Origin of the sequence: Halomonas gemina (assembly GCF_023554995.1) — a bacterium.
Taxonomy (GTDB): domain Bacteria; phylum Pseudomonadota; class Gammaproteobacteria; order Pseudomonadales; family Halomonadaceae; genus Halomonas; species Halomonas gemina.
In genome coordinates this window covers 22,082-46,042 of sequence record NZ_JAMJPK010000007.1, presented here as the reverse complement: position 1 = coordinate 46,042, position 23,961 = coordinate 22,082, and the positions used below count along the sequence as shown (strand labels likewise).

The window sequence follows — 23,961 nt, the reverse complement described above, 5'->3', positions numbered from 1 at the left end:
CCCCCCGGGGTGGCTCGCCCCTGATTCGTGATGGCAGTCTTCAGAGCGAAGAGGTGTTGCCGCCCCGTTGATCGGGGCGGTTTTTTGTCTGTGCCGCCCTGCCGGGGGCGTCATCCGGCCCAGGGTCGGCTAGCATGAAGCGAGGGCCGCAGGGGGCACCTCCTGCGGCGCATGATGTCACGGCAGGCGAGGTAAGGATGAAGCAGGAGACCCTCTGGTCACTGGTCGGCTCCGCGGCGGCGGTGGCCGCCAGCGTGATGGCCCGCAGGACCGCCGACAAGGCCTATCGGCATGAGGTCGGCGAAGCCCCGCCGGCGAATCCCGACGAGCCGGATGTGGGCTGGCGACAGGCCCTGCTTTGGGGGGCGGCCACCGGCGTGCTGGTGGGGGTCGCCCGGGTGGTGGGACGCCGCGCCGGCCGCGAGGTGATGCATCGTGCCCCCCGTCCCGGCCGCGGTCGGCGGGCGCTGCGCCGGCTCGGGCGATAGCGCCCATGGGCTCGGGTCGCAGCGCGTGCCGCCGCGCCGGCGGGTGGTGGACCTGCCTGGTGGCGATGCTCCTCGCCGCTCAGGCCATGGCCGGGACGGACGATGAGGCTGCGGCCTGGCGGGCCCTGGCGCAGGGTGGGCATGTGGCCCTGGTGCGCCATGCCCTGGCGCCCGGTATCGGCGATCCGCCGGGCTTTGTGCTCGATGACTGCACCACCCAGCGCAACCTCTCCGCGGATGGCCGCGCCCAGGCTCGAGCCATCGGCGAACGGTTTTGCGAACGGGGGATAACGGTGGCGGCGGTGCATGCCAGCCGCTGGTGCCGTGCCCTGGAGACCGCCGAGCTGCTGGGGCTCGGCGAGGTCATCCCCACCCCGGCGCTGGACTCCTTCTTCCGCGATCGCGGCGAGGCCGACGGCCGCACCCGCGCCGCTCGCGCCCTGATCCGCGACTGGGGTGGCGAGGGTGCCCTGGTGCTGGTCACCCACCAGGTCAACATCACCGCCCTGGTGGGCGGAGGCGTCGGGTCCGGCGAGATCGTCGTGGCAAGGCCCGGTGCCGAGGGCCTGGACGTGGTCGGCCGCATCCGCTGAGGGCGGCAGTCGCCGCAAACGACAGGGGCGGCCCGCGGCCGCCCCTGTGGTTCAATGCGCCGTGATCACTTGACCCTGGGGTCGAGCTCGCCACGCTCGTAGCGCAGGAACATCGCCTCGAGGTTGATCGGGGTGATCTTGCTGGCGTTGCCGGCGGTACCGAAGGCCTCGTAGCGCGCCTTGCAGATCGCCTTCATGGCCGCCGTGGAGGCCTTGAGGAACTTGCGCGGGTCGAACTCGGCCGGGTTCTCGGCCAGGAAGCGGCGCACCGCGCCGGTGGAGGCCAGGCGCAGGTCGGTGTCGACGTTGACCTTGCGGACGCCGTGTCTGATGCCCTCCACGATCTCCTCGACCGGCACGCCGTAGGTCTCGGGAATCTGCCCGCCGAACTCGTTGATCACCGCCAGCCACTCCTGGGGCACCGAGGAGGAGCCGTGCATCACCAGGTGGGTCTCGGGGATGCGGGCGTGGATCTCCTTGATGCGCTGGATGGAGAGGGTGTCGCCGGTGGGGGGCTTGGTGAACTTGTAGGCGCCGTGGCTGGTGCCGATGGCGATGGCCAGGGCGTCCACGCCGGTGGCCTTGACGAAGTCGGCGGCCTCCTCCGGGTCGGTGAGCAGCTGGTCGTGGTCCAGCTTGCCCTCGGCGCCGATGCCGTCCTCCTCGCCGGCCATGCCGGTCTCCAGGCTGCCCAGGCAGCCCAGTTCGCCCTCCACCGAGACCCCGCAGGCATGGGCCATCTCCACGGTGCGGCGGGTGACGTCGACGTTGTAGTCGTAGTCCATCGGGGTCTTGCCATCTTCGCCCAGCGAGCCGTCCATCATCACCGAGGAGAAGCCGAGCTGTATGGAGCGCTGGCAGACGCCGGGGCTGGTGCCGTGGTCCTGGTGCATGACCACCGGGATGTGCGGGAACTCCTCCACGGCGGCCAGGATCAGGTGGCGCAGGAAGGGGGCGCCGGCATACTTGCGGGCACCGGCGGAGGCCTGGACGATCACCGGCGAGTCGGTCTCGTCGGCGGCCTCCATGATGGCGCGCATCTGCTCGAGGTTGTTGACGTTGAAGGCCGGCACGCCGTAGCCATGCTCGGCGGCGTGGTCCAGCAGCTGGCGCATGCTGATTAGAGCCATGGGGTCACCTGTCGTGTATAGAGATCATGACGGCGTGGCCACGAGGGCCACGCCGGATAGTGGATTTCGAGGGGGGCGGTGCCTCAGCGGGCGGCGGCATCTTCCAGGGCCTTCACCGCCGGCAGGGTCTTGCCTTCCACGTACTCGAGGAAGGCCCCACCGCCGGTGGAGATGTAGGAGACACGATCCTCGATGGCGTACTTGTCGATGGCCGCCAGGGTGTCGCCGCCGCCGGCGATGGAGAAGCCGTTGCTCTCGGCGATGGCCAGCGACAGCGCCTCGGTACCCTTGCCGAACTGGTCGATCTCGAACACGCCCACCGGGCCGTTCCACAGGATGGTGCCGGCATCCTTGAGCAGGCCGCCCAGGCGCCCGGCGGTATCCGGGCCGATGTCGAGGATCATCTCGTCGTCGTTGACCTGGTCGACCGGCTTGACCACGGCCTCGGCCGACTCGGAGAACTCGGTGGCCACCACCACGTCCGTCGGCAGCGGGATCTCGACCCTGGCCATCAGCGCCTTCGCCTGGTCGATCAGGTCGGCCTCGTGCAGCGACTTGCCCACGTTGTAGCCGGCCGCGGCGATGAAGGTGTTGGCGATGCCGCCGCCGACGATCAGCTGGTCACACCTCTCGGAGAGGGCGTTGAGCACCTCGAGCTTGGTGGAGACCTTGGAGCCGCCGACCACCGCGACCATGGGGCGCGCCGGGGTGGCGAGCGCCTTCTCAAGGGCGTCGAGCTCGGCGGCCAGCAGCGGGCCGGCGCAGGCGGTGGGGGCGAAGCGCGCCACGCCGTGGGTGGAGGCCTGGGCGCGGTGGGCGGTACCGAAGGCATCCATCACGAAGACGTCGCAGAGCGCGGCGTACTGCCGGGCGAGCGCCTCGTCGTCCTTCTTCTCGCCCGGGTTGAAGCGCACGTTCTCCAGCAGCACCACCTCGCCGTCGGCGACCTCGACCGCGCCGTCCAAATAGTCGGTGACCAGGCGGACCGGGCGGCCCAGCAGCTCGCCGAGGTGCTCGGCCACCGGCGCCAGCGAGAACTCCTCGGCCGGCTCGCCCTCGGTGGGTCGGCCCAGGTGGCTCATCAGCATCACCCGGGCGCCGGCGTCCAGGGCGGCCTGGATGGTCGGCAGGCTGGCCCGCAGGCGGGCGTCGCTGGTCACCTTGCCGTGCTTGACGGGCACGTTCAGGTCCTCACGGATCAGCACCCGCTGGCCGTTGAGGTCGAGGTCGGTCATCTTGCGCACGTTCATGGAAGCAGGTTCCTCGTCTGGGGAAAGCCGAAGGGACGTCATCTGTCGGGGGTGTCGGGCGGAGCCGGGGGCAGGGCGGCCAGGCGCCGGGCGACATCGAGCATGCGGTTGGCGAAGCCCCACTCGTTGTCGAACCAGCACAGCAGTTTGACCAGGCGGCCACCGGCCACCCGGGTCTGGGTGGCGTCCACGATACCCGAGCGCGGATCGTGGTTGAAGTCGACCGAGGCCACCGGCTCCTCGGTGTAGCCGAGCCGCCCGGCGAGGCGGCCGCGGCTCGCCTCGGCCAGCAGGGCGTTGACCGCCTCGGCGGTGGTATCGCGGCGCACGCAGATCGACAGGTCCATGGTCGAGACGTTGATGGTCGGCACCCGCACGTGCAGGCACTCGAAGCGACCGGCCAGGTGGGGCATCAGGCGGTTGATGCCGCGGGCGAGGCCTGTATCGACCGGCACGATGGAGTGCATCGCCGAGCGGGTCAGGCGCAGGTCGGTCTGGTGGTAGGCGTCGATCACCGGCTGGTCGTTCATCGCCGAGTGGATGGTGGTGGTCACGCCGTGCTCGATCTGGAGCGCCTCGTCGAGCACGGTGAGCACCGGCACCAGGCAGTTGGTGGTGCAGGAGGCCGCGGAGACGATGCGGTGGTGCGCGGCCAGGGTCTGGTCGTTGATGCCGCTGACGATGGTGGCATCGACGTCGCTCTCCGCGGGCTGGGAGAACAGCAGCCGGCCGGCCCCGGAGGCGAGGTGACGCTGGGCGGTGGCGCGGTCGCGAAAGCTGCCGGAGCACTCCAGCACCAGGTCGATGCCGAGCTCGCCCCAGGGCAGCCTTGCCGGATCGGGCTCGCAGAGCACCCGGATGGCCCGGCCGTTCACCACCAGGCGCTCGCCCTCCACCTCCACACTGCCGGGGAAGCGGCCATGGGTGGTGTCGTAGCGGGTCAGGTAGGCAATGGTGGCGAGATCCGAGAGCTCGTTGATCGCCACGATCTCCAGGCGCGGCTCATGGGGCGAGGCGTGGCGTGACGCTTCTGCCTCGACGAGGGCGCGCAGCACGCACTGGCCGATGCGGCCGTAACCGTTGATGGCGATGCGAAGGGCCATGGGGGTGACAGGGACTCCGGAACCGGGAAACACGAAGCGGCGATTCTAGCGCATCTGCGCCCCGATCGTCTGCTCTAGGGGCCCACCAGTAGTGGCTATCGCATGAATAGAACGCTGTTCATCGAGGCGATAGCCGCAGGCCCTGTGGCCATTGTGGGAGCGCAGCTCTGCTGCGCGATGGCCAAGGGCATCGATGTTCCGTGGCCACCATGGGCGCCTGTCGGCGCCATTCGTTGAGGCGTCGCACCGGCAATAAATTGCGCTCTCGCAGGGCACTTCGCCGTCTTCACGCCGAAGTGCGATGATCCGAGAAAACCGCGCAATACCGGCATGGGATGTCCTAAACGAGAAGAGCTTTCGCGAGCAGGGTAGAGGGCGCAACCGAGGCCCTTGAAAAACGCCGAAGCGCTCCTATTGTGCAGATTAGCGGGGCGATGTCAGCTGCAAGTGGCCTCTCCCCGCCCATCGACACGAGGTCAATCAGCGTAGGAGGTGTTCGTGATGTTCGGAGATCTCAGGCGTTTCGATACCGGCCGGACCCAGGGCCTGGACTGGTTCCGGCAATGGATGGACGAGATGCTGCCCGAGGCCGGTGCCGCGGATATCCGTTCGGTGCCCCGCGGCAGCTTTCCGATGATCAACGTGGGGCGCACCGACGATGCGGTACGGGTTTATGTGTTCGCCGCCGGCCTCTCGGCCGAAGAGCTGGAGGTGAGCCTCCAGGACAACGTGCTGACCGTCTCGGGCCGGCGTGGGCCCGACGCCGCGCCCGAGGCGGCGGCGGCGCGCACCGACTTCCGCCTCGAGCGCTTCCGTGGCGAGTTCAGCCGCTCGCTGGCGCTGCCGGATGGCCTGGACGTCGAGCGGGCCGAGGCGCGCTTTCGCGACGGGGTGTGCGAGGTGCTGCTGCCCAAGCGCGAGGAGCTCAAGCCGCGGCGCATCGCCATCCAGGCGGCGTGAGACAGGTCGTGTGTTCGAGGACTTCCGAGGAGGTGAGCGAGATGAACGATGTGACACGTCATGATGCCCCCCAGGCGCCGGCCGACCGCGAGCAGGAAGTGGAGACCCTGCTGCCCCCGGTGGATATCTTCGAGGACGGCAACGCGCTGCACCTGATCGCCGACATGCCCGGCGTGACCCGCGAATCGCTGCATATCGAGGTGGACAACAACGTGCTGAGCCTGGAGGGCGAGGTACGCCTCGAGATGCCCGAGGGGCTGACCGCGATCTATGCCGAGGTGCGAGCCCAGCGCTATGCGCGGCGCTTCACCCTCAGCCACGAGATCGATGCTGAGGCCATCCAGGCGCGCATCGACAATGGCGTGGTGGAGCTGGTCCTGCCGCGCAAGGAGACCCACCGCCGGCGGCGCATCGAGGTCAAGGCGGCCTGAGCGGGCGCTGACCCGGGAGCCCCTGCTCCGCGCGGGCAGGGGCTCCCGTTGCATGCGCGGCCTCCTCTCGGTACCGTTTTCCCCTACGCTGGGAAGAGCGTATTCACCGGTACCAAGGAGAGGAACGACATGAACGATATCACCAAGCTGCTGGGCAGCGAGGCCGACACCCTGCTGGGACACGTCTGCCGCGGCGTGCCCGCCGAGACGATCCACCCGCCCGGCCCGGATTTCATCGACCGGGTAATGGCCCAGAGCGACCGCCGCCCGAACGTACTGCGCAACATGCAGGCGCTGTTCGACCACGGCCGCCTGGCCGGCACCGGCTATCTCAGCATCCTGCCGGTGGACCAGGGCATCGAGCACTCGGCGGGGGCCTCCTTCGCGCCGAACCCGCGCTACTTCGACCCGGCCAACATCGTCGAGCTGGCCATCGAGGGCGGCTGCAACGCCGTGGCCTCGACCCTCGGCGGGCTGGCCGCCGTGGCGCGCCGCTATGCCCACCGGATCCCGATGATTCTCAAGCTCAACCACAACGAGACGCTGAGCTACCCCGCGATCTACGACCAGACGCTGTTCGCCCAGGTCGAGCAGGCCTTCGAGATGGGCTGCGTGGCCGTGGGGGCGACCATCTACTTCGGCTCCCACGAGAGCCGTCGCCAGATCATGGAGATCAGCGAGGCCTTCGAGCGTGCCCATGAGTTGGGCATGGTCACGGTGCTCTGGGCCTACCTGCGCAACCCGGACTTCAAGCAGGACGGCACCGACTACCACGTGGCCGCCGACCTGACCGGCCAGGCCAACCACCTGGCGGCCACCCTCAAGGCCGACATCGTCAAGCAGAAGCTGCCCGAGACCAACGGCGGCTACCGTGACATCGCCTTCGGCCACACCCATGCCAGGGTCTACGACGAGCTGACCTCGGACCACCCCATCGACCTGGCGCGCTACCAGGTGGCCAACTGCTACCTGGGCCGTGCCGGGCTGATCAACTCCGGCGGTGGCTCCAAGGGCGCCTCCGACCTCGCCGAGGCGGTGCGCACCGCGGTGATCAACAAGCGTGCCGGCGGCATGGGGCTGATCTCCGGCCGCAAGGCCTTCCAGAAGCCCACGGGCGAGGGCGTCGAGCTGCTCAACGCCATCCAGGACGTCTACCTGGCGAAGGACGTCACCATCGCCTGAGGCGATCGCGGCTACCAACGCAGGCGGGCCCGGCAGATGCCGGGCCCGCCTGCGTTCGGGACGAGGAACTGTCGGGCGGGGTTAGCCCAGCAGCGTCTCGGCCTGCTCGACCACATTGTCCACGGTGAAGCCGAAGTGCTTGAACAGGTCGCCGGCCGGCGCGGACTCGCCGAAGGTGGTCATACCGAGGATGGCGCCGTTCAGGCCCACGTACTTGTACCAGAAGTCGCGATGGCCGGCCTCGATGGCCAGGCGCGCGGTGACGGCGGCGGGCAGCACCCGCTCGCGGTACTCGGCATCCTGTCGGTCGAAGAGGTCGGTGGAGGGCAGGGAGACCACGCGCACCGCGCGCCCCTGCTCCTCGAGCCGCGCCGCGGCGTCCATGGCCAGGCCGACCTCGGAGCCGGTAGCGATCAGGATCAGCTCCGGGGTGCCCTCGCTGTCCTTCAGGACGTAGCCACCACGCTGGATGTCGGCCAGCTGCTGCCGGCTGCGCGCCTGGTGCGGCAGGCCCTGGCGGGAGAAGACCAGGGCGGTGGGGCCGGAACGGCGCTTGATGGCGGCGTCCCAGGCGGCGGCGGTCTCCACGCTGTCGCAGGGGCGCCAGGTGGCCAGGTTGGGGGTGGAACGCAGGGTGGTCAGCTGTTCGATGGGCTGGTGGGTGGGGCCGTCCTCGCCCAGGCCGATGGAGTCATGGGTGAAGACGTAGATGGCCTGCTGGCCCATCAGCGCCGCCATGCGCACGCTGTTGCGCATGTACTCCATGAAGATCAGGAAGGTGGCGCCATAGGGCACGAAGCCGCCGTGCAGCACGATGCCGTTCATGATGGCGCCCATGCCGAACTCGCGCACGCCATAGTGCAGGTAGTTGCCCCCCGGCGCGTCGGGGCTTATCGCCTGGGCGCCCTTCCAGAAGGTCAGGTTGGAGGGCGCCAGGTCGGCGCTGCCGCCGAGCAGCTCGGGCAGCTGGGGGCCGAGCTCGTCGAGGCAGGCAAGCGACGCCTTGCGGCTGGCCACGCTGTCGCCCTTGGCCTGGGCGGCCTCGATCATCGCCTCGCTGGTGATGCTGGTCGGCAGGTCACCCTTGAGGCGGCGCTGGAGTTCCCTGGCCTCTTCGGGGAAGGCCTCGGCGTAGCGCGCGAGGCGCTCCTTCCAGGCGTCCTGGCGGGCCTGGCCGGCCTCGGTGGCATCCCAGCCGCGGTAGATCTCCTCGGGCACATGGAAGGGCGCATGCGGCCAGTCGAGCTGGCGGCGTGCGGCGGCGACTTCCTCCTCGCCGAGCGCCGCGCCGTGGCACTCCTCCTTGCCCTGCTTGTTGGGGGCGCCGAAGCCGATGATGGTCTTGCAGATGATCAGGCTCGGCTTGTCGTCATGGCTGCGAGCCAGCTCGATGGCGGCCTTGATCTCCTCGGGCTTGTGGCCGTCGACGTTGGGCACCACGTGCCAGCCATAGGCCTCGAAGCGCTTGGCGGTGTCGTCGGTGAACCAGCCCTCGACCTCGCCGTCGATGGAGATGCCGTTGTCGTCGTAGAAGGTGATCAGCTTGCCGAGCTTCTGGGTGCCGGCCAGCGAGGCGACCTCGTGGGAGATGCCCTCCATCAGGCAGCCGTCGCCGACGAAGCACCAGGTGTGGTGGTCGACGATGGTGTGGCCGGGGCGGTTGAACTGGGCCGCCAGGGTGCGCTCGGCCAGGGCCATGCCCACCGCATTGGCCAGGCCCTGGCCCAGCGGGCCGGTGGTGGTCTCGACGCCCGGGGCATAGCCGTATTCCGGGTGGCCGGCGGTCTTGGCATGCAGCTGGCGGAAGTTCTGCAGCTCCTCGAGGCTGAGCTCGTAGCCGGTCAGGTGCAGCAGGGAGTAGAGCAGCATGGAGCCGTGGCCGTTGGAGAGCACGAAGCGGTCGCGGTCGGGCCAGTGCGGGTCGGCCGGGTTGTGAACGAGGTAGTCGTTCCACAGCACCTCGGCGATGTCGGCCATGCCCATGGGCGCGCCGGGATGGCCGGAATTGGCCTTCTGGACGGCATCCATGGACAGCGCGCGTATGGCATTGGCCAGTTCGAATCGGGACGGCATGGTGTGCTCCTCGCCTGCGGCAGAAAGTAGGCAACGACACGCACGGGCCAGGGGGAGTGGCCGGACGTGGCTTCTGGCTGGGTGACGCCGCGGGACGGGGCGGCGCGATCGAATTCGGGCGCCTATTGTCGCCGACTTGCCGCCCCGACTCAAATCGCGGATGCCCGGGACAGCCGCAGCGTGTAGACTTCGCGACTGCCTATTGCCGATATAAAGAGGGCCGAGGACGCCATGAGCGAATACTCCCTGTTCACCTCCGAGTCCGTGTCCGAGGGGCATCCGGACAAGATCGCCGACCAGATCTCCGATGCGGTGCTCGACGCCATCATCGCCCGCGACAAGCAGGCCCGGGTGGCCTGCGAGACCCTGGTCAAGACCGGCGTGGCGATCGTCGCCGGCGAGATCACCACCTCGGCCTGGGTCGACCTCGAGGCCATCGTGCGCGAGGTGATCACCGGTATCGGCTACACCTCCTCGGACGTCGGCTTCGACGGCGAGACCTGCGGCGTGCTCAACCTGATCGGCAAGCAGAGCGTGGACATCGCCCAGGGCGTCGACCGCAGCAAGCCCGAGGACCAGGGCGCCGGCGACCAGGGGCTGATGTTCGGCTACGCCACCAACGAGACCGACTCCTACATGCCGGCGCCGATCCATTACGCCCACCGCCTGGTGGAGCGCCAGGCCGAGCTGCGCAAGCACGGCCTGCTGCCCTGGCTGCGCCCGGATGCCAAGAGCCAGATCACCTTCCGCTACGATGCGGCGGGCCAGCCCTGTGCGGTGGACGCCATCGTGCTCTCCACCCAGCACGACCCGGAGATCGACCCGGATGAGCTGCGCAAGATGGTCAAGCGCGAGATCATCGAGCAGGTGATCCCCGCCGAGTGGCTCTCGGCCGAGACCAAGTACCACATCAACCCCACCGGCAAGTTCGTGATCGGTGGCCCGGTGGGCGACTGTGGCCTCACCGGGCGCAAGATCATCGTCGACACCTACGGCGGCACCGCCCGCCACGGCGGCGGCGCCTTCTCCGGCAAGGACCCCTCCAAGGTCGACCGCAGCGCCGCCTATGCCGGCCGCTACGTGGCCAAGAACCTGGTCGCCGCCGGCCTGGCCGACAAGTGCGAGATCCAGGTCTCCTACGCCATCGGCGTGGCCGAGCCCACCTCGGTCGCCGTCAACACCTTCGGCACCGGCCGGGTGGACGACGTGCGCATCATCGAGCTGGTGCGCGAGCACTTCGACCTGCGGCCCAACGCCATCACCCGCATGCTCGACCTGCTGCATCCCATGTACCGGCTGACGGCGGCCTATGGCCACTTCGGTCGCGAGCCCTTCGAGGCCTCCTACACCTGGACCGACACCCAGGGCCAGGAGCATACCGAGACCTTCACGGCCTTCCCCTGGGAGAAGACCGACCGCGCCCACGCCCTGCGCCAGGCGGCCGGGCTGTAGGAGATCGCTTACAGCCGATGACGGGCCCCGCTGGCAGCGCCAGGCGGGGCCCGTTGCTATGGTCAGGGCAGTCCTCGCGTGGGAGCCGCCCTGATGCCCCGTTACCTGGCCGGCTGGCTGCTGGCCCTCTCCTTGCTCTTCCCGTCCCCGGCCGTGGCCTGTCCCGACTGGACAGGCGAGCGCGCCGAGCGCGAGCTAGCCGCCCTGTCCGAACGGCTGGCGGGGTGGGACGACGCCTACTACCGCCGCGGCGAGTCGCCGGTCTCCGATGGCGTCTATGACCAGGCCCGGGAGCGGCTCGCGGCCTGGCGGCGCTGCTATCCGGGGGTGGGCGAGGGCACTGCGCCTGACGATTCGCGGCCGGCCGGCCCGGTGCGCCATCCCGTAGTACAGACCGGGCTCGCCAAGCTCGAGGGCGAGGCCGCGGTGCGCCGCTGGCTGTCCCGCCGCGACGACGTCTGGATGCAGCCCAAGGTGGACGGCGTAGCGGTTACCCTGGCCTACGCGCGGGGGCGCCTGGCGAGGGCGGTAAGCCGAGGGGACGGGCTCCATGGCCAGGACTGGACGGTGGCGGCCCGCCGCATACCGGCGATCCCCGTGCGGCTGCCGGAGGCGATCGATGCGACCCTCCAGGGCGAGCTCCATCTGCGCCTGGCGGAGCATGTCCAGGCCGAGACGGGCACCGCCGGGGCACGCAGCGAGGTGGCCGGGCTGCTGGCCCGCGAGGCACTGGAGGCCGACGCGGCGCGGCGCATCGGTTTCTTCGTTTGGGACTGGCCGGATGGCCCGGCGACGATGGAGGAACGACTCGAGAGGCTCGAGCACCTGGGCTTCGACGAAGCCGTCGCCCTGACCCGGCCGGTGGCGACCCTGGCCGAGGTGGCGCTGTGGCGGGAGCGCTGGTACCGCGGCCCACTGCCCTTCGCCACCGACGGGGTGGTGCTGCGCCAGGGGCGCCGCCCACCGGGACGGGAGTGGCGGGCCGAGCCGCCGGGCTGGGCCGCCGCCTGGAAGCATCCGCCCCGGGAGGCACTCGCCGAGGTGCGCGGGGTCGCGTTCCGCATCGGCCGTACCGGTCGCATCACCCCGCTGCTGCACCTGCATCCCGTCGAACTGGAGGGCCGGACGATCCGCCGGGTCGGCCTGGGCTCGCTGGCTCGCTGGCAAGCGCTCGACATCCGCCCGGGCGACCAGGTGGTGGTCGCCCTGGCCGGCCTGACGATTCCCCGGCTGGAGAGCGTGGCCTGGCGAGCCGCCGAGCGCCCGGCGGTCGAGGCGCCCGACCCGGCGGCCTACCATGCCCTGAGCTGCTTTCATCCGCTGCCGGGCTGCGAGGCGCAGTTCCTCGAGCGCCTCACCTGGCTGGGCGGCTCCCAGGGGCTCGACCTGCCCGGCGTGGGGCCGGGCACCTGGCGCTCTCTGGTCGAGGCGGGGCTGGTCACCGGCTTGCTGGACTGGCTGGCCCTGGACGAACGCGCCTTGCGCCGCGCCCACGGCATCGGCGAGGTGCGTGCCGGGGCCCTGATGGCGGCCTTCGAGACGACCCGGACGGCAGCGTTTCCCCGCTGGCTGCAGGCGCTGGGGGCACCGCCCGGCGTCGAGGCCGCCCTGCCGGCGGACTGGGCGACCCTGAGCGGCCATGGCCACCGTGACTGGGCGGCGTTACCCGGGGTGGGAGCCGATCGCGCCGCGGCGCTGGTCGACTTCTTCGCCCATCCCGAGGTGCGGGTCCTGGCGCGGCGACTGGGCGAGGCCGGCATCGACGGCTTCTAGGCGTGCGCCTGCGTTGGTTGTCCGGGGTCATGCTCACTGCCTATAGTGAGGTCACGCTTTTTGTCCTGATAGAGGTGTCGCTCGATGAACCACCCCGCCGTTTCTGCCCCCGTGGCGACCGACTGCAAGGTTGCCGACCTCTCCCTCGCCGACTGGGGACGTCGTGAGATCCGCATCGCCGAGACCGAGATGCCGGCGCTGATGACGATCCGCGACAAGTACCGCGGCGAGCAGCCGCTGGCCGGCGCACGTATCGCCGGCTGTATCCACATGACCATCCAGACCGCGGTGCTGATCGAGACCCTGGTGGACCTGGGGGCCACGGTGCGCTGGTCGTCCTGCAACATCTTCTCCACCCAGGACCATGCCGCGGCCGCCATCGCCGCAGCCGGCATCCCGGTGTTCGCCTGGAAGGGCGAGAGCGAGGAGGAGTTCTGGTGGTGCATCGAGCAGACGGTGGAGGGCCCTGACGGCTGGAGCCCCAACCTGGTGCTCGACGACGGCGGCGACCTGACGGCGCTGCTCCACGAGAAGCGCCCCGAACTGCTGGACGCTATCCATGGCATCTCCGAGGAGACCACCACCGGGGTGCACCGCCTGCAGGAGATGCTGCGCGACGGCCTGCTCAAGGTGCCGGCGATCAACGTCAACGATGCCGTCACCAAGTCGAAGAACGACAACAAGTATGGCTGTCGCCACTCGCTCAACGACGCCATCAAGCGCGCCACCGACCACCTGCTGGCGGGCAAGCAGGCGCTGGTGGTGGGCTATGGCGACGTGGGCAAGGGCTCGGCCGCCTCGCTGCGCCAGGAAGGCATGATCGTGCGCATCGTGGAGATCGACCCGATCTGTGCCATGCAGGCCTGCATGGACGGCTATGAGGTGGTCTCGCCCTATCGGGAGGGCGTCAATCGCGGCCTTGAGAGCATCGATCGTGACCTGCTCTCGCGGATCGACCTGGTGGTGACCGCCACCGGCAACATCCACGCCTGCGACGCCCCCATGCTCCAGGCCCTCAAGCGGGGCGCGGTCGTCTGCAACATCGGCCACTTCGACAGCGAGATCGACACCGCCTACATGCGCCGGCATTGGCACTGGGAGGAAGTGAAGCCCCAGGTGCATCAGATCTACCGTGACAGCAAGCCGGGACACTTCGACCCCGACAGTCGCGACTACCTGATCCTGCTCTCCGAGGGGCGCCTGGTGAACCTGGGCAACGCCACCGGCCATCCCTCCCGGGTAATGGATGGCTCCTTCGCCAACCAGGTGCTGGCGCAGATCCACCTCTTCGATGGCCGCTTCGCCGAGCTGCCCGAGAGCGACCGGCGGGACGCCCTCGGCGTGACGGTGCTGCCGCGCCACCTCGACGAGGAGGTCGCCCGCTACATGGTGCAGGGCTTCGGCGGTGTGGTCACCCGCATGACCAAGGAGCAGGCCGACTACACCGGCGTCGCCGTCGACGGGCCCTACAAGCCGGAGGCCTATCGCTACTGATCGCATCGTTGCTATCGAATCACGCCGTCGGCCAGGGCTCGATCCTGCTGGTGGTCAACACCCCTATCAGAGAAGCGGCGGCGGATGAGCTTCGCGCAGCGAACTGGCGGCGCAGCTGCCGCTGATGCTCTTTCACCAGAGTCATCTTATGGTCTGCGCGGTGGGGTCTCGGTGGCCCTGGTGCAGTCCATTCCCAGCCCCAGCGGCGAGGCTCGGGTCGCATTGCTCACCGTGAACTACCTGATCTTTCTGTTCTCGATCCTGATTCAAGGACTGACCATCAGTTACGTGGTCAACCGCTTGTTGAGTGGTCCTTGACCGGAACGGGCTGGCGTATTCAGTGCCACTGCTCGCCTTGACCTATATTCGGGCTCCAAGATCTATGCTTAAGCTTGGGTAAACCGATAGGGAGAGTGGGCATGGGGTGCACATGGAACTGCTGACGCTGCTAATCGTGCTGTTGGTCGCGCTGGGTGCCGGCCTGGGAGTGCAGTGGTTAGCTATGTGCCATCAAACAATGCCCACTTATCCCCAGCGCGCGCCTTTCCTCGGCGGGGGCTTGCCCGAGACCCACGCCTGGAACCGTTACCACGTTCGTTATTACCCCATGACGCTGCTGCTCATCGCCTTCGAAATGGAGATGATGTTCATGTATCCCTGGGCGGTCGTCTACGTCGAGCAGGGCATGAAGGCGGTAATGGAGATGGGCATGTTCCTGGCCATTTTATCCGTGGGCATCGTTTACGGCTGGCGCGAGGGGGTGTTCAAGTGGCAGTGAGCTGGCTTTCCCGCCTGGCGGCACGGGCCAGGGTACCGGTATTTCCCGCGCTGGGTATGCACGGCGACACGATACTGCATCGGCTGGCCCTGACGCCGGGCATCGAACTGGTCGACTCGCCGCGGCATGCCAGCATCTTGCTGGTAGCGGGTGGTGTGCCGCCGGACCTGCATGAGGCGCTGCGTCGGTTGCACGACCAACTCCCCGCGCCTTTTGCCACCCTGTGGTATCGCAGTGCCCCCCTGAGCGAACTCGCCGGTGACCTGCGCGTTGATGACCCCGAAGCCCTGCCCGAGGCATTGAAGCGCCTCCATCGTGAGCTGATGAGTGGAAGGCGCGACAGTTCGCCGCGGCTGTTGCCGGATGAGCCTCCCAATCCCTGGGAGGGCTTGGGTGACGATGGGCACGGCGGCGAAGGCATGATGGGCGGTGTCCCCTACGGCCGACCCATGGCCATGAACATGCACGACGACATTCGTGACGGGCTGACGCTGGATTCGCTGACCGTCACTCTCGGCCCTTTCCTGCCAGTCCTGCCCCCGGGGTTGGGCGCGAAGGTGACCCTGCAGGGCGATCTTGTTCAGAGCTGGGTGACCCAGCTTGCCCCGTATCCCATCGCGCTCGAGAACGTGTTCCACGAGGCGCTGCAGCGGCCGGTGCCCATCGCGGAACTCGAGCTTGCCCGGGCGCGCCATCATCTGCAACGTCTGGCGTTTTCCTTGCGCCTGTCCGGGCTTGAGCACCTGGCGCTGGTGGCATTGCGTCTGTCTCGAGGGCTGAATGTCGAAAGCCGAGTGGGACGGCTGCATCGCTGGTTGACGCGTTGTGGCTTCTTTCGTCTGACGGCGGCCGGGCGGGGCCGCCTCGAGGCGGGCCAGGCTCGCCGAGTAGGCGGTATCGCTGCCAGGGCTGCAGGGCTCGAGGAGGATCTGCGCAGCCGAGATGCCGCCTACCGCCGGTTGGGCTTCACGCCGATCGTGCAACGTGGTGGTGACACCAACGCTCGCTGGCGACAGACCCTGGCGGAAATCGACCACTCCTTGCAGTTGGCGTGCCGGGCCGAGCAGGAGGATCTGTACAGCGAGATGACCGAGGCCGTCGAGACGCCGCGCGGCCCCTGGGATGACTACCGGCCCGAGGATGCCAGCGACATACTCGAGGACCTTCTGCCTGGCCTGGAATGGGATGAGGCGCTGACCACCATCGCTAGCCTGGACCTGGCCGGGGTCTCCGAATGGCCCCTGGAGCCATTGTCGGAGACGTCGCTAAAAGACGATGAGGAGCGCCAGGCATGATCGTAAGCGAACTCCTCCTTCCGGTGTTCGTAGTCTTGGCGACCCTGGCGGTTGGTGCCTATCTGGTAGGGGTGATCGACGGCGCTATCGGTGCTGCCTTGGGTGCGCCCCGGGGCCAAAGTGCCTGGCTGGCGCCGCTGACCCAAGGCGCCTGGTTGCTAACTCAGCAGGCCAACACCACCGAGGCGCCGGATTGGCGAGCCTGGCGATTGGCGCCGGCCCTCTATCTGGCCCTGGCCGCGACCGGGCTGGCGGTGGTGCCCTGGTCACCGACGCTGATTCCCACCGATCTGACGACCAGCGTGGTGCTGTGGGGCAGCGTCGAGGCCCTGGCCACGGTGGTGATCTTCCTGCATGGCTGGTCCGCAAACACGCTGCTGGCGCTGATCGGCGCCTACCGTTACGTGGCCCTGGGTCTCTCCTACATTCTTATCAGCATGTTCGTGCTGATTGGCGTGGCGCTACCGGCGGAGTCGCTGCAATTCAGCCAGGTAGTGGCCTCCCAGGCGGAGATGTGGAATGTCATTCGTCAGCCCTTGGGCCTGCCGCTGTTTCTGATCGTCGGTCTGGGCATGACCTTCTGGGGGCCGTTCAACCTGGCAGACTCCCGGGACTTGGCCGGAGGCACGGCGTCGGCGGTGTCTGGTCCGCCGCGACTGGTCTGGAACCTGGCCCGGGCGGCGATGCTGGTGGCCTTCAGCGGCGTGGCGGCCAGCGCCTTCCTCGGCGGCTGGCTGGGGCCTTGGTTGCCGGGCCCGCTGTGGATGGTCATCAAGATGCTGGTGGTGCTCGCCGTGCTGTTGCTGATCGGCCGGCTGGTGCCACGGGTTCAGCCGGAGCGCTGCGTCACCCTCATGTGGGTGGTATTGCTGCCATTGTCCTTTATCGACCTGATCTGGGCGGGCATGGAAGCATTGTTGTAAGACGTAGTTTCATGAATAAGTAGCTTCAAGAATAAGCGGAGGCGCTGCTGAAATGGATTATCCCCTCACGGTTGATATCGCGTTTCTGTTACTGGCCATTCTCGCGGTGGTTTCCGGTTGGCGCGTGTTCTGTACCGATTCGATGGTGCGCGCCTCCTTCTTCCTGCTGGTGTCGTTCATCGCCGTGGGCGTGATCATGATCCTGCTGGCGGCGGAATATCTGGGCGTGGCGATGTTCTTCATGATGGCCGTGGAGATGATGGTCATGGCGACCTTCATGGTCATGTTCATGATGAATCCGGCAGGGCTGAACCCGATGATGATGGTTCACCAGCATAAGTTCTCTATTGCCGCCGGCGTCGTGATCTTCGTGTTACTGGCCGGTGTGGCGCTGCTGGCGGAGTTTCCCACCAACCCCCTGCCGGCGGACCTCGATCCGGTTACCTCCCTGGGTAATGAGTTGCTAGGTGACTCGATGCTGATCTTCGAGTCCGCGGGCATCGTGCTGCTGACTACCATGATCGGCGTGGTGGTGCTGTCGAGCCATCGCGGGCGCTATGGGGGCGCCCATGAAGGCTCGATGCCGCCGGGGTTGGTGCCTGGGGGCGATCCTGCGGGCATGCCGAAGGAGGATGAAGAAGAGGGCGGTGGTCATCACCATTGCCACTGATGGGAATGGAGCGCCGAGCTGGGCCATCGCCGTGGATGTTGATGCGCGGAGCCGATCCGGCAGCAGGTCCAGGAGGGGCGCTGTGAATCCGCCTTTCGTCGCTACCTACGCCTCATGGCGCAGGCCTCCCTCTTCGACCTGTCCTCGGCGCTCCTCGTCAGGTCCAACTGCCATTGCCTGGCGCGAAAGGAGGCAAGAATGACACTGGTTACCCTATTGCTATTGGCCGCCGCACTGATCGGTATCGGCTTCTACGGGGCGCTATCCCAGCAGTCCTTCGTGATGCTGATGATGGGCCTTGAGCTGATCCTCAACGGCGTCATGCTGGCCGCCGTGGCGTTCTGGGCATTGAGTGGCGCCGGTGCGCCGGAGGGGCAACTGCTGACCATCGTGGTCATGGCGGTGATGGCCATCGAGATGGCGATGGGCTTCGCCCTGGTGGTGGCGGTGTTCCGCACCAAGCAGGCGGACGTGACCGAGGGCATCACGGAGTTGAAGCACTGATGCTATGGACCCTCGTGCTGGTGCCGTTGCTGGGCGCGATCCTGCTTTACCTTGGTGGCCGACGCCTTGGCCGTTTCGGACTCTCGCTATCGGCGGCGCTTGTCGTGCTGGTCACTCTGGTGCTGGCCGGCCTGGCGGTCATGAGCGGCTGGCAGGGCGGTGTTGCCTGGAGCGAGACGCTGGCGCTGACTCTCAAGCTCTCCGCCGCCGGTAGCGTCTTTGCCGTGACGATACCGCTGATCGCCCTGCCGATCGTCGCCTACGCCGGCTCTCATGAGGTGACCCTGCGTTTTGACCAGCGGCGTGCCGAACCCCAGGGGCGGCGACTGATGGCAGTGCTGCTGGCCTTCGTCGGCGCCATGCAGTTGTTGGTGCTGGCTAATGATTTTCTGACGCTGCTGATTGCCTGGGAGTTGGTCGGTGCCTGCTCCTGGGCGCTGATTTCTCACAAGTGGGGCCAGGTGGAGGTGCCCAAGGAGGCGGCCCAGGCCTTCCTGGTCACGCGTTTCGGCGACCTGGGCCTGTATATCGCCGCGGCGGCGGTATTCGCCGGCAGCGGCGGCTTCGGCTATGCCGGCCTGGCGGCCTTGGACGATGGGCTCTTAGGAGTCGCGATAGCCGGCATTCTGCTGGCGGCGGCAGCCAAGTCGGCGCAACTGCCATTCTCCTCCTGGTTGTTCGCCGCCATGGCCGGCCCGGTGCCGGTGTCGGCGTTGTTGCATTCGGCGACCATGGTGGCGGCGGGCATCTACCTGCTTGCACGATTGCAGCCAACGCTCTCCACCGTCGAGTGGTTCGCCCCGCTGGTCATCGCCATTGGCTTGGCGACCGCTCTGGTCGGAGGCGTAGTCGGGATATTCCAGTGCCATGCCAAGAAGCTGCTGGCGGCTTCGACGTCCGCCCAATACGGCTTGATGTGGGTCGCGGTCGGGGCGGGTTTCCCCGGCGTGGCCCTGCTGCACTTCGTCGCTCATGCCTTCCTGAAGGCCGGACTGTTCCTCGCGGCGGGGCTCGCCGAGCGCCAGACCGGCAGTTACCAACTGCACGACATGCGCCAGGGAGGCCGATTGCCGGGCATTGCCCTGGCCGTCGGCGTGATGAGCCTGGCCTTGGCCGGCATGGTCCCGTTGGGCGCCGCCTGGAGCAAGGAGCAGATCGCGGCGGCGGCGGGGCACCAGGCAGTCTGGCTGGCGCTACTGGTGTCCCTCGCCGGGGGCTTGAGCGCGCTCTATGCCACGCGCTTTCAGTTGCTGGCCTACGGTCGCCCGTTGCGTCGAGAGCGCTCTAGGCTACCCGATGGCCCGCGCCCCTCCCGTGCGGAAAGTGGATCACTCATGCTCTTGGCCGGGGTGACGCTGCTGCTCTCTGTCGTCTGGTGGCCCGAGGCCCAGGACTGGGTCGCCGAAGTACTGCCTCTGGCGTTGGCGAAAAGCAAGACCTGGGAGCTGGTCGTCTCCCTGGTACTGGTCGTGCTGGGCATCGCGGTGGGGTTCGTCATGACGCGTCGCCAACCTCGGTCGAGCATCTGGTTGGAGCGCGCCGCCGGCTGGTTCGGCCTGCCGGTGGCCATCCAGGCAATCGCCCAAGGAGCCGTGATGCTCGGCCACTTCCTGGCGCGCTTCGATGACCGGGTCGTGGATGGCGGGCTGCGTGGCACGGCGCGCTTCGGCCAATGGCTGGCACGGTGCCAACTGGCGCGCTTCGATGACCGGGTCGTGGATGCCGGGCTGCGTGGAACGGCGCGCTTCGGCCAGTGGCTGGCGCGCCGACATGCCCAACAAGGTGAGGCTGTTTCCGAGGGCATGCCAGGGCTCGTGATCCGCTTGAGCGAATGGGGCGGCTACTGGGCGCGTCGGGCACAGAGCGGCCAGACGCATCATTACTACACCGGCATTAGTCTGGGCCTTGCCGTCATTCTTGCCATTCTGGTCATAGGAGCCTGGTTGTGATTCTCACCGTCGCCTGGATCGTACCCCTGATGGGCGCCGTCGCGCTCGCCGCCTTCCCGCGCTGGAGTGAGGCGCGAGCGAGGCAATGCGCAGCGGGCGTGGCCGCACTGTCTCTGCTGGCGCTGGTGGTTGCCTGGGTCGGCTTTGATCCGGCGGGGCCGCTCTTTCAGCACGTCGATGAGATGCGCTGGGTACCGAGCATCGGTGTCGCCTACCGGGTCGGGGTGGATGGCATCGCCTTGGCGGTGGCGACCATGAGTGCGCTGCTGTTCGTTGCTGCCATCGTCTACCCGGTGGATACCCTGGGCCAACCGCGCCAGTATTACGCCTGGCTGCTGTTTCTGCAGGCGGTCTCCCTGGGGGTGTTCCTGGCGCTGGATCTGCTGCTGTTCTATGTGTTCTTCGACCTGTCCCTGGTGGGCATGTTTTTTCTCATCGGCCGCTGGGGGCACGGCACGCCCCAGGTCTCAGCGCTCAAGTTCTTCCTTTACACCTTCGCTGGCTCGCTGTTTCTGCTGTTGGCGATCATCGGCCTGTATCTCTCCCTCGATCCCTTCACCTTCGATATGCGCGTGCTGATCGAGCAACAGCCCTTGGCGGGTAGCGGCCTCTATGCCGGCCTGGTGTTCCTGGCGCTGATGCTGGGCTTTGCCATCAAGACACCCCTGGTGCCGCTGCACACCTGGCTGCCTCAGGCCCACGTCGATGCGCCAGGGCCGGCCTCGGCGATCCTCGCTGGGGTCCTGCTCAAGATGGGCACCTACGGCATGATCCGCCTGCCGTTTGCGATGATGCAGGAAACCTTCGCCGAGTATTCGCTTGTCGTCGGTATCGTCGCGCTGGTCGCCATTGTCTACGGCGCCCTGGTGGCGCTGGGGCAGAGCAATCTGAAGCGCCGCATCGCCTACACCTCGATCAACCACATGGGCTATACGGTGTTGGGGATCGCCGCCGCGGCCGCCTTGTTTGCCGATAACCAGACCGCCCGCCAGCTGGCATTGACCGGGGCCACGGTGGAGATGGTCGCCCATGGCCTGATCACCGGGGCGTTGTTTCTGATCTGCGGCTCCTTCTGGCAGCGCACCAGCGACTATGAACTGGATCATTACGGCGGCCTAGCTCATCAGGCCCCGTTGCTGACCGGCTTCACGGTGCTGGCCGCCTTCGCCAGCCTGGGCATGCCGGGGCTGGCCGGCTTCGTAGCCGAGTTTCAGGTCTTCGCCGGCACCTTCGCCATCTATCCCTGGCTGACGGTGCTCGGCGTGCTGGGCATCCTGATCACCGCCGCGCTGTTTCTGGATCTGCTGCGCCGGCTGTTCTTCGGTCGCCTGCCGGCACACCTGGGCGGATTCCGCGATCTCGAACCCGCCGAGTGGGGCGTGCTTGGCGTGCTGTCCCTGGGCATCCTGGTGATCGGTGTCTACCCGCGCATTCTGCTGACGCTCATCGAGGCATCAAGCGCGATCCTGGTAAGAGTTCGCTGATGCCCATCGGTGACCTGCTGCCCGAGATCGTCTTGCTGGTCGGCGCGGTGATCATCGTGCTGTTTGCTTCCTTTGCGCCACACAAGCATCAGGCCTGGGCCGCTGGGCTGGCCTTGATCGCCCTGGCACTTGCGGCGGTATTCAGCCTGATGCAGTGGCAGCAACCCCCGATGCGGACCTTCTCCGGCGTCTGGGCACTGGACACGGCGGCGGTGGCCACCAAGCTGCTGGTGCTGTTGGCCGGGGCGATTGCCGTCGCGCTGTCGCCGGACTGGATGCGCCGCGACCGACGACACGGGGAATACTACGCGCTGTGCCTGTTTACCCTGCTCGGCGTGATCATGATGGCCTCGGCCAACGACAGCATGGAGCTGGTGGTGGGTATCCTGCTCTCCTCCACGGCAAGCTACCCGCTGGTGGCCTACCACCGTGGCTTCGCGCCGGCGCTGGAGGCGGGCATGAAGTACTTCTTGATCGGCGCCTTGACCAATTCCCTGCTGGTGGTCGGCGTGGTGTTGCTGTTCGGCCTGGTGGGGGATACCGATTACGCACGCACGGCCCAGGTTCTGGCGGCATCGCCGAATGCGGCACCGCTGGCGCTAAGCGTGGCGGTGGCCTGTATCGTGCTGGGGCTGACCTTCAAGCTGGCGGCGTTTCCAGGTCATGCCTGGATGCCGGATGTCGCCCAGAGTGCCCCGGCACCTATCGCCGCGCTGCTTACCGTGGCACCCAAGGTCGGGGCCGCGGTGGCGCTGGCGCGGTTCGTGTCGCTATTGCCCGCGTCGCAGCTATGGCCGGTCATCGTCGCCCTGATCGCCGTGGTGACCATGACCCTGGGCAACCTGGCGGCGCTCAAGCAGACCGACGTGCGACGTCTGCTCGGTTGGTCGTCGGTCTCCCAGTCGGGCTATGCGCTGATGGCGGTGGTGGTGATCGGCGTCGAGCCCCAGGCGCCGGGTGCGCTGCTGGCCTTTCTTGCCGCCTATGCCCTGGCTAATCTGGCTGCCTTCGCGGTGGTGACCCATCTGCGCGGGCGCACGGCCCTCGAGGATTACCGCGGCCTTGGCCGCACTCAATCGATCACCACCCTGATCCTGATCCTGGCACTGCTGTCGCTGGTCGGCATCCCGCCGCTGGCGGGCTTCTTCGGCAAGTTCCTGCTGTTCAAGGTGACCATCGCCAGCGGTTATACCTGGCTGGCCGTGGTCGCCGCCATCAATACCGTTCTGTCCCTGTTCTACTACCTGCGAGTGATCGCAGTAACCATGTTCAAGCCGCTCGCGGGTGAAGTGCATGTGCTCGGCACCTGGTCCTGGCTGACCATGCTGACAAGTGGGGTATTGCTCATCGCGGCGAGTCTGGGCGCAGAAGGCGGGTTGGTGCTGGCGGCCGTACTGGGTTTCGTGGGTTAGCGATCGACGAAAGCGAGTAGCCCCGGCCACCAGGACGGCCGGTCAAAGCGCGGCTATAGCCCGGTCAGGCGCATCATCAGCGTCAGGTAGAGCGGGATCAGCAGCGGCGCGGCCAGGGTGGTGATCAGCACCGCCAGGGCGCCCTTCTCCGGGGCGATGCCGAGCTCCATGGCCACCACCACCACGTTGGCGGCCATGGGCACCACGCCGATCAGAAGCAGCGCCAGGGCCAGTTCCCCCGACAGCGGGAAGAGGGCCTGCAGCCCCAGCACCGCGGCCAGCGACAGCAGCGGCCAGAGCCCAAAGCGGATCGCCACGCAGGCGCCGATGAAGCGCAGATCGAACTCCCGTACGCTGACCCGCCCCAGGGTCATGCCGATGATCATCATGCCGAGCAGGGTATAGGTCGCCGGGAAGGCGGCCAGACCCTGCATCACCGCATCCGGCACCTCGAGCCCCAGGCCACTCACCAGCAGGGCGGCGAGGAAGGCATAGATCAGCGGCAGCCGGGCGATCTTGGCCAGGCTCTGGCGCACCGAGAACTGCCCTCGGGCGCTTAAGTAGAAGCCCACCGTGAACTCGTAGAGGGTCACCCCCAGCACGCAGAAGAGATAGAGCGTCACCCCCTGGGGCGGCAACAGCACCAGCGCCACCGGCAGGCCGAAGTAGCCGGTGTTGCCGGTGCCGGAGGAGAAGGCCAGCAGGGCGCTCTCCTGGGGGGCGAAGCCGCGCCTCGCCAGTTGGTGGACGACCACGGCGATCAGGCTGGCCAGCGCGAACAGCGCCGCGGTGAGCAGCAGGTAGCCGGGCGTGGGGCCGCCCTGGACCAGGCCGCGGAAGAAGGTCAGCGGCGCCACCAGGTAGATCAGCAGGGTGGCGACGGGGCGCGGGTCCACCGCCAGCCGGCGCGCGGCCAGCCAGCCCAGGCCAATATAGGCGAGCAGGGTCCAGAGGGGGCCCATCAGGGTGCCGGGGTCGATCGGGGTCATGTCCTTCCCTGGGTCATGGCGGCCGTGG

At 67.8% G+C, this 23,961-nt stretch carries 22 protein-coding genes; 17 read left to right on the top strand and 5 right to left on the bottom strand.

What is annotated here, in order from left to right:
- The first annotated feature begins 197 nt into the window (after positions 1-197).
- The gene (locus M8009_RS15225) at positions 198-488 is read left to right on the top strand and encodes a DUF4235 domain-containing protein (RefSeq protein WP_250062726.1); all 291 of its coding nucleotides are present in this window, start codon (positions 198-200) and stop codon (positions 486-488) included.
- 65 nt (positions 489-553) lie between these two features.
- On the top strand, positions 554-1,081 hold the full coding sequence (locus M8009_RS15220) for a histidine phosphatase family protein (protein WP_250063072.1): 528 nt from the start codon (positions 554-556) through the stop codon (positions 1,079-1,081).
- Positions 1,082-1,146: 65 nt separating this feature from the next.
- Here M8009_RS15220 and fba read toward each other — a convergent pair whose 3' ends face one another.
- The 3 genes from fba to M8009_RS15205 form a co-directional block, all read right to left on the bottom strand.
- Positions 1,147-2,211, bottom strand: a complete 1,065-nt coding sequence (gene fba, locus M8009_RS15215) for a class II fructose-bisphosphate aldolase (RefSeq protein ID WP_250062724.1) — start codon at positions 2,209-2,211, stop codon at positions 1,147-1,149.
- Positions 2,212-2,294: 83 nt separating this feature from the next.
- On the bottom strand, positions 2,295-3,461 hold the full coding sequence (locus M8009_RS15210) for a phosphoglycerate kinase (RefSeq protein WP_250062722.1): 1,167 nt from the start codon (positions 3,459-3,461) through the stop codon (positions 2,295-2,297).
- A gap of 38 nt (positions 3,462-3,499) precedes the next feature.
- Positions 3,500-4,564 carry a type I glyceraldehyde-3-phosphate dehydrogenase gene (locus M8009_RS15205; protein ID WP_250062720.1) on the bottom strand — a complete coding sequence of 355 codons (1,065 nt, stop codon included), beginning with the start codon at positions 4,562-4,564 and terminating at the stop codon, positions 3,500-3,502.
- Between the two features lie 501 nt (positions 4,565-5,065).
- Between M8009_RS15205 and M8009_RS15200 the strand changes: the two genes are divergently transcribed.
- The 3 genes from M8009_RS15200 (at position 5,066) to M8009_RS15190 (ending at position 7,137) form a co-directional block, all read left to right on the top strand.
- Positions 5,066-5,524, top strand: a complete 459-nt coding sequence (locus M8009_RS15200) for an Hsp20/alpha crystallin family protein (protein WP_250063070.1) — start codon at positions 5,066-5,068, stop codon at positions 5,522-5,524.
- A gap of 41 nt (positions 5,525-5,565) precedes the next feature.
- On the top strand, positions 5,566-5,955 hold the full coding sequence (locus tag M8009_RS15195) for an Hsp20/alpha crystallin family protein (RefSeq protein WP_250062719.1): 390 nt from the start codon (positions 5,566-5,568) through the stop codon (positions 5,953-5,955).
- A gap of 129 nt (positions 5,956-6,084) precedes the next feature.
- On the top strand, positions 6,085-7,137 hold the full coding sequence (locus M8009_RS15190; protein WP_250062717.1) for a class I fructose-bisphosphate aldolase: 1,053 nt from the start codon (positions 6,085-6,087) through the stop codon (positions 7,135-7,137).
- A gap of 81 nt (positions 7,138-7,218) precedes the next feature.
- On the opposite strand, the gene tkt is transcribed toward M8009_RS15190, so the two are convergent.
- Positions 7,219-9,210, bottom strand: coding sequence for a transketolase (gene tkt, locus M8009_RS15185; protein ID WP_250062715.1), 1,992 nt, complete (start codon positions 9,208-9,210; stop codon positions 7,219-7,221).
- A 231-nt stretch (positions 9,211-9,441) separates the two neighbouring features.
- Between tkt and metK the strand changes: the two genes are divergently transcribed.
- The 12 genes from metK to M8009_RS15125 all read left to right on the top strand — a co-directional run bounded on the left by metK (position 9,442) and on the right by M8009_RS15125 (position 22,944).
- The gene (gene metK, locus M8009_RS15180) at positions 9,442-10,662 is read left to right on the top strand and encodes a methionine adenosyltransferase (RefSeq protein ID WP_250062713.1); all 1,221 of its coding nucleotides are present in this window, start codon (positions 9,442-9,444) and stop codon (positions 10,660-10,662) included.
- A gap of 93 nt (positions 10,663-10,755) precedes the next feature.
- Entirely contained in the window at positions 10,756-12,435 is a 1,680-nt protein-coding gene (gene ligB, locus M8009_RS15175) for an NAD-dependent DNA ligase LigB (RefSeq protein ID WP_250062711.1), read from the top strand.
- Between the two features lie 84 nt (positions 12,436-12,519).
- Positions 12,520-13,929: an adenosylhomocysteinase gene (gene ahcY, locus M8009_RS15170; RefSeq protein WP_250062709.1), complete on the top strand. Its 1,410-nt coding sequence runs from the start codon at positions 12,520-12,522 to the stop codon at positions 13,927-13,929.
- An 84-nt stretch (positions 13,930-14,013) separates the two neighbouring features.
- The gene (locus tag M8009_RS15165; protein ID WP_250062707.1) at positions 14,014-14,247 is read left to right on the top strand and encodes a hypothetical protein; all 234 of its coding nucleotides are present in this window, start codon (positions 14,014-14,016) and stop codon (positions 14,245-14,247) included.
- Between the two features lie 112 nt (positions 14,248-14,359).
- On the top strand, positions 14,360-14,707 hold the full coding sequence (locus M8009_RS15160; protein ID WP_250062705.1) for an NADH-quinone oxidoreductase subunit A: 348 nt from the start codon (positions 14,360-14,362) through the stop codon (positions 14,705-14,707).
- Positions 14,698-16,002, top strand: coding sequence for an NADH-quinone oxidoreductase subunit D-related protein (locus tag M8009_RS15155; protein ID WP_250062703.1), 1,305 nt, complete (start codon positions 14,698-14,700; stop codon positions 16,000-16,002). The genes M8009_RS15160 and M8009_RS15155 overlap by 10 nt, the downstream gene beginning before the upstream one ends.
- Positions 15,999-16,925: a complex I subunit 1 family protein gene (locus M8009_RS15150; protein WP_250062701.1), complete on the top strand. Its 927-nt coding sequence runs from the start codon at positions 15,999-16,001 to the stop codon at positions 16,923-16,925. Before M8009_RS15155 ends, M8009_RS15150 begins: the two co-directional genes overlap by 4 nt.
- Positions 16,926-16,977: 52 nt before the next feature.
- Positions 16,978-17,595: an NADH-quinone oxidoreductase subunit J gene (locus tag M8009_RS15145; protein WP_250062699.1), complete on the top strand. Its 618-nt coding sequence runs from the start codon at positions 16,978-16,980 to the stop codon at positions 17,593-17,595.
- Between the two features lie 198 nt (positions 17,596-17,793).
- Positions 17,794-18,099 (top strand): NADH-quinone oxidoreductase subunit NuoK, encoded by a 306-nt coding sequence (nuoK, locus tag M8009_RS15140; RefSeq protein ID WP_250062697.1) that lies wholly within the window; start codon positions 17,794-17,796, stop codon positions 18,097-18,099.
- The gene (locus M8009_RS15135; protein ID WP_250062695.1) at positions 18,099-20,048 is read left to right on the top strand and encodes an NADH-quinone oxidoreductase subunit 5 family protein; all 1,950 of its coding nucleotides are present in this window, start codon (positions 18,099-18,101) and stop codon (positions 20,046-20,048) included. Before nuoK ends, M8009_RS15135 begins: the two co-directional genes overlap by 1 nt.
- A complete protein-coding gene (locus tag M8009_RS15130) occupies positions 20,045-21,532 on the top strand; it encodes a complex I subunit 4 family protein (RefSeq protein WP_250062693.1) in 1,488 nt (495 codons plus the stop codon). Before M8009_RS15135 ends, M8009_RS15130 begins: the two co-directional genes overlap by 4 nt.
- Positions 21,532-22,944, top strand: a complete 1,413-nt coding sequence (locus M8009_RS15125; RefSeq protein WP_250062691.1) for an NADH-quinone oxidoreductase subunit N — start codon at positions 21,532-21,534, stop codon at positions 22,942-22,944. Before M8009_RS15130 ends, M8009_RS15125 begins: the two co-directional genes overlap by 1 nt.
- 53 nt (positions 22,945-22,997) lie before the next feature.
- On the opposite strand, the gene M8009_RS15120 is transcribed toward M8009_RS15125, so the two are convergent.
- A complete protein-coding gene (locus M8009_RS15120; RefSeq protein ID WP_250062689.1) occupies positions 22,998-23,933 on the bottom strand; it encodes an AEC family transporter in 936 nt (311 codons plus the stop codon).
- Positions 23,934-23,961 lie beyond the last annotated feature (28 nt).

What these genes read in the sequence shown, in the direction of transcription:
- M8009_RS15225 (WP_250062726.1), top strand. Translation starts at nt 198, where the DNA reads ATGAAGCAGGAGACCCTCTGGTCACTGGTCGGCTCCGCGGCGGCGGTG.
- M8009_RS15220 (WP_250063072.1), top strand. Translation starts at nt 554, where the DNA reads ATGCTCCTCGCCGCTCAGGCCATGGCCGGGACGGACGATGAGGCTGCG.
- fba (WP_250062724.1), bottom strand. Translation starts at nt 2,211, where the DNA reads ATGGCTCTAATCAGCATGCGCCAGCTGCTGGACCACGCCGCCGAGCAT.
- M8009_RS15210 (WP_250062722.1), bottom strand. Translation starts at nt 3,461, where the DNA reads ATGAACGTGCGCAAGATGACCGACCTCGACCTCAACGGCCAGCGGGTG.
- M8009_RS15205 (WP_250062720.1), bottom strand. Translation starts at nt 4,564, where the DNA reads ATGGCCCTTCGCATCGCCATCAACGGTTACGGCCGCATCGGCCAGTGC.
- M8009_RS15200 (WP_250063070.1), top strand. Translation starts at nt 5,066, where the DNA reads ATGTTCGGAGATCTCAGGCGTTTCGATACCGGCCGGACCCAGGGCCTG.
- M8009_RS15195 (WP_250062719.1), top strand. Translation starts at nt 5,566, where the DNA reads ATGAACGATGTGACACGTCATGATGCCCCCCAGGCGCCGGCCGACCGC.
- M8009_RS15190 (WP_250062717.1), top strand. Translation starts at nt 6,085, where the DNA reads ATGAACGATATCACCAAGCTGCTGGGCAGCGAGGCCGACACCCTGCTG.
- tkt (WP_250062715.1), bottom strand. Translation starts at nt 9,210, where the DNA reads ATGCCGTCCCGATTCGAACTGGCCAATGCCATACGCGCGCTGTCCATG.
- metK (WP_250062713.1), top strand. Translation starts at nt 9,442, where the DNA reads ATGAGCGAATACTCCCTGTTCACCTCCGAGTCCGTGTCCGAGGGGCAT.
- ligB (WP_250062711.1), top strand. Translation starts at nt 10,756, where the DNA reads ATGCCCCGTTACCTGGCCGGCTGGCTGCTGGCCCTCTCCTTGCTCTTC.
- ahcY (WP_250062709.1), top strand. Translation starts at nt 12,520, where the DNA reads ATGAACCACCCCGCCGTTTCTGCCCCCGTGGCGACCGACTGCAAGGTT.
- M8009_RS15165 (WP_250062707.1), top strand. Translation starts at nt 14,014, where the DNA reads ATGAGCTTCGCGCAGCGAACTGGCGGCGCAGCTGCCGCTGATGCTCTT.
- M8009_RS15160 (WP_250062705.1), top strand. Translation starts at nt 14,360, where the DNA reads ATGGAACTGCTGACGCTGCTAATCGTGCTGTTGGTCGCGCTGGGTGCC.
- M8009_RS15150 (WP_250062701.1), top strand. Translation starts at nt 15,999, where the DNA reads ATGATCGTAAGCGAACTCCTCCTTCCGGTGTTCGTAGTCTTGGCGACC.
- M8009_RS15145 (WP_250062699.1), top strand. Translation starts at nt 16,978, where the DNA reads ATGGATTATCCCCTCACGGTTGATATCGCGTTTCTGTTACTGGCCATT.
- nuoK (WP_250062697.1), top strand. Translation starts at nt 17,794, where the DNA reads ATGACACTGGTTACCCTATTGCTATTGGCCGCCGCACTGATCGGTATC.
- M8009_RS15135 (WP_250062695.1), top strand. Translation starts at nt 18,099, where the DNA reads ATGCTATGGACCCTCGTGCTGGTGCCGTTGCTGGGCGCGATCCTGCTT.
- M8009_RS15125 (WP_250062691.1), top strand. Translation starts at nt 21,532, where the DNA reads ATGCCCATCGGTGACCTGCTGCCCGAGATCGTCTTGCTGGTCGGCGCG.
- M8009_RS15120 (WP_250062689.1), bottom strand. Translation starts at nt 23,933, where the DNA reads ATGACCCCGATCGACCCCGGCACCCTGATGGGCCCCCTCTGGACCCTG.